The organism is Nocardia araoensis NBRC 100135 (genome assembly GCF_000308435.1).
Taxonomy (GTDB): Bacteria; Actinomycetota; Actinomycetes; order Mycobacteriales; family Mycobacteriaceae; genus Nocardia; species Nocardia araoensis.
Map to the genome: position 1 here is coordinate 1 of NZ_BAFR01000242.1, position 530 is coordinate 530.

The 530-nt window shown below is 60.8% G+C and carries 1 protein-coding gene; it reads left to right on the plus strand.

The window, feature by feature from the left end; genetic code table 11:
* The coding region (locus ON21_RS30155) for an integrase core domain-containing protein (protein ID WP_039803549.1) at window positions 1–498 on the plus strand (498 nt) is incomplete at its 5' end.
* Window positions 499–530: the final 32 nt, after the last annotated feature.

Sequence of the window (530 nt, forward strand, 5' to 3'; positions counted from 1 at the left end):
TACTGCTGGACGCTGGCCGGGTTCTGCTACACCGCGTTCTGCGTGGACGTGTACTCGCGGCGGATCCTGGGCTGGCGTGTGATGACCTCGAAGGCGACGCCGTTGGTGACCTCAGTGCTCGAGCAAGCTCTGTTCACTCGCCGCAGGACCAATTTCCGTTTCACGGCAACAGGGTTGATACATCATTCCGATGCCGGAGCTCAATACACCTCACTGGCCTTCACCGAAGCATTACAGGATTCCGGGATCACCGGGTCCATCGGCAGCGTCGGCGACGCCCTCGATAACGCGCTCATGGAATCGGCGATCGGGCTCTACAAAACCGAGCTGATCGACCGCCACCCCGCCTTCACCAGCCGAGCCGAACTCGAACGGGAAACAGCCTCGTGGGTGCATTGGTACAACACCGGGCGCCTGCACTCTGCGATCGGATACCTACCGCCGGTCGAATACGAACACCTCTACCATCAACAGACCATCTCGACCGAGGCGGCCTGAACCCGAGTCTCTACCGGATCCAGGACGGTTCA